General features: G+C 56.9%; 2 protein-coding genes and 3 pseudogenes. 3 read left to right on the top strand and 2 right to left on the bottom strand.

The features are described 5' to 3' along the window. The 3 genes and pseudogenes from D8V06_RS04355 to D8V06_RS04365 form a co-directional block, all read left to right on the top strand. Positions 1 to 186, top strand: a pseudogene (locus D8V06_RS04355) (electron transfer flavoprotein subunit alpha/FixB family protein); the annotation flags it as partial. Positions 187 to 201: 15 nt separating this feature from the next. After that, positions 202 to 972: an electron transfer flavoprotein subunit beta gene (locus D8V06_RS04360; protein WP_130930505.1), complete on the top strand. Its 771-nt coding sequence runs from the start codon at positions 202 to 204 to the stop codon at positions 970 to 972. 325 nt (positions 973 to 1,297) lie between these two features. After that, complete coding sequence (locus D8V06_RS04365; RefSeq protein ID WP_130930506.1) at positions 1,298 to 2,158, top strand: RHS repeat-associated core domain-containing protein; 861 nt, start codon at positions 1,298 to 1,300, stop codon at positions 2,156 to 2,158. A 533-nt stretch (positions 2,159 to 2,691) separates the two neighbouring features. Here D8V06_RS04365 and D8V06_RS30715 read toward each other — a convergent pair. Further along, a pseudogene (locus D8V06_RS30715) lies at positions 2,692 to 2,778 on the bottom strand (outer membrane lipoprotein carrier protein LolA); the annotation flags it as partial. Between the two features lie 35 nt (positions 2,779 to 2,813). Then, positions 2,814 to 3,316 (bottom strand): annotated as a pseudogene (gene gbcA / locus D8V06_RS04375) (glycine-betaine demethylase subunit GbcA); the annotation flags it as partial.

The following is a 3,316-nucleotide window of genomic DNA, read 5'->3' on the forward strand; positions in this document are numbered from 1 at the left end:
GGGGCGATCCAGCACCTGCAAGGCATCGGTGCCTGCGACAAGGTGGTGGCGATCAACCTCGATCCAGGCTGCGACATGATCAAACGGGCCGACCTGTCGGTGATCGGCGAGAGCGCCGAGATTCTTCGAGCCTTGATCGCGGCGGTAGAGGCTTACCGCAACGACGCCAAGCGCGATGCGGCTTAAGGGAAGGAAAGGGTTATGAGCACGAAAATCATCAGCCTGGTGTCCATCGGCGCCCACCCGACCTCCGGTCGGCCACGCCGTGCGGAGCAGGATGCGCGGGCGGTGGAACTGGGTCTGCAACTGGCTGGGGATAACTTGCAGGTGCTGCATGCCGGCGATATTGCCGAGCCGGCGCTGCGCGCTTACCTCGGCATGGGCCTTGAGCAACTGCATGTGCTGGAACAACCGCAAGGCGCCGATGCATTGCCGGTGTTGAGCGCTTATCTGCGTGACGCGGGGGCGCAAGTGGTGCTGACCGGCAGCCAGGCGGAAACCGGCGAGGGTTCAGGCATGTTGCCGTTTCTGCTGGCGGAAGGTCTGGGCTGGCCGTTGGTCGTGGGGCTGGCACAGGTCGAGTCCATCGACGGTGATTCGGCGCTGGTGCTGCAAGCCTTGCCGCGCGGTCAGCGTCGTCGCTTGAAGGTACGTCTGCCGTTTTTGGCAACTGTGGATAACGCCGCGCCCAAGCCTCGTCAGAGCGCCTACGGTCCTGCGCGACGCGGGGTGTTGCAGGCCGATGAGGTTGAAGTCGTCGACGATGAATTGTTGGCGGTTGCCACGCTGCAACTGGCCAAGCCGCGACCAAAGCGCTTGAAAGTGATCAAGGCCAAAAGCGGGGCGGACCGGATGAAAGCCGCGACGGCCAAGGCCAGTGGCGGTGGCGGGCAAGTACTCAAAGGCGTGACGGCCCAAGCCGGGGCCGAGGCGATTCTCAAATTGTTGATTGAGGAAGGTGTGGTGCGCTGACGTTGAAGCTCACGCTGCATCGCCCGTAAAAACAAGCTTGCCGCTGGCGCGTTGCTGCGCCATGAGCGCCTGCGTTAAAAACGGCTTTCGCAGCGTCGTTACCTGGCAGATCACACCGTATCCGATGATTGGGATTACGCGTGAAGCCGATCTGATGTATCAGACTTGGCAGATCCGGTGGCGGGCGAGCCTAGCAGAACTGATAGTGTTGCCTTCAAGGACGGTTTGTTAGGGTACCGATCAGTTAGTACCCGCTTGCCGAACCTGGCCTTTCAGCGCCAGGTATTACTTCGCGGGTTATCAGGTCTCATCAAGGACGCTATTGATGCCCATCGCCCGCAACATCCAACCTCTGAAATCCTGCCTGGGAGAAACCCGGTTCGCTCGAACCTTGCTGCTCGCCAGCAATCAGCAGCAAAGCGTGCTGGCCGAACTGGACCGCACCGGACCAAATCCTTTTGCCTCTTCCCCCTATGGCCTGCAAAGCGCCCAGAGACGGGCGGGGACGCATCTGGGTTTCAATGGGCAGTTCAAGGAAGGTGCCACGGGTTGGTATCACCTGGGCAATGGCCATCGGGTCTATAGCCCGGTGTTGATGCGGTTTCATAGTCCGGATCGGTTGAGTCCATTCGGGAAGGGTGGGATCAATTCTTATGCCTATTGCATGGGAGATCCGGTCAACGCTACTGACCCGACAGGCCAAGTCCCAGAATGGCTTCAACCAATACTGACAATCGGCTTACATGTTGGAATTATCGCCGCAACCGCGATAACCGCAATCGCTAATCCCCCTGCGGGACTGGCCCTCTGGGCTGCCCGCACCAGTTTAGTTGGATCTCCAGTGGCAATCGCAGGGTCTGTCATGCAACTGGCAGGTTACAAAGAAGAAGGCAGAATCGTCTCTGCGATAGGCACGACCTTTTCCATAGGTGCTGTCACTATCAGAGCGGGCGTTGGAATACAGAAAATTATCAGCGAGAACAATCCTTTGTTGCAGATGCGTAAAGGTCTCGGAAATCTTTTTACCGTTAATAAAAAACCTACCCGCGGTGTAACTTCCAGTAGTCCCCAACCTGGGGAGCCGAGTCTTGAATTACGTCGATTGTCATCGACCATTGCAGCGGTTCCTGAAACTACGTCTAACCAGTTAATCAGACAAACGGAGGAAATCGTTTCGAGACTCTGAAAAATGATTTGAGAATGCTGGCAGTTGGAAGCAATCGCATATTCAGCGGTTACTCATCGGTCGTGCACCAACAAAACTTAATTTTTTCAGTAGCCGATACGTGTTTACCCACAATCCCTGTTGGCGCTTCTGTGGATAACATGTTCGCGCCTCGCTGCGACCCACGCAGAATAAGGTCTGCAACCCATAGATCAATTAATAACCAGCGCAACTTATGGTGTTTCAACGTTTTTTATCCACCTAAGGCCATACTTGCCCCCAATCTCTGTTGGCGCTTCTGTGGATAAGGTGTTTGCGATCCGCTACGAGCCACGTAGATCATGGCTTTCGAGCGATTGATTAAAGAATGATCAATAGGCGCTATAAACCCTGATTATGGATAAGTCACGGATTTTCTTGGGTTTCTGTGGAAAAAATTTGCAGCGAAACCACACTTGTCCCCAATAGCTGTGGGTGGAGGTGTGGATAACTTGTTTGCGGAAGGCTAGAGGGGGCGGATCGTATAGCTCTGAACGAAATAGATCATATTTCGTACAGAATCCTGTAGGAGCGAGCCTGCTCGCGATTAACCTGAGAACCCCGCGGGGTGTCAGGCTGCCAGCGTCATCGTTGACGCCCATCGCGAGCAGGCTCGCCCCTACAGGGGGCGGTGGCGTCAGCCTTGGACAGGAACGCCTTTGAGGTATGGCGCAGGCTCGGCGCCCAGGTTGCTCAACAGGCGCTCGCTGTACCAATCCACAAAGTTCACCACACCAAACTCATAGGTCTTGGAGTAAGGGCCTGGCTGGTAAGCGGTGGAGTTGATGCCGCGCTGGTTCTCTTCAGCCAGGCGACGGTCCTGGTCGTTGGTGGCGTCCCAGACCTGGCGCATGCGCTCGACGTCGTAGTCCACGCCTTCGACCGCGTCCTTGTGCACAATCCACTTGGTGGTGACCATCGTTTCCTGGGCACTGATCGGCCACACGGTGAACACGATGATGTGGTCGCCCATGCAGTGGTTCCAGGAGTGCGGCAGGTGCAGGATGCGCATCGAGCCCAGGTCCGGGTTCTTGATGCGGCCCATGAGTTTTTGGCAGCCCTGTTTACCGTCCAGGGTCATCGATACGGTGCCCTTGAGCAGCGGCATGCGCACGATGCGGTTGCGCAGGCCGAAACTGG

Origin of the sequence: Pseudomonas sp. Sample_24, assembly GCF_004307605.1 — a bacterium.
Classification (GTDB): domain Bacteria; phylum Pseudomonadota; class Gammaproteobacteria; order Pseudomonadales; family Pseudomonadaceae; genus Aquipseudomonas.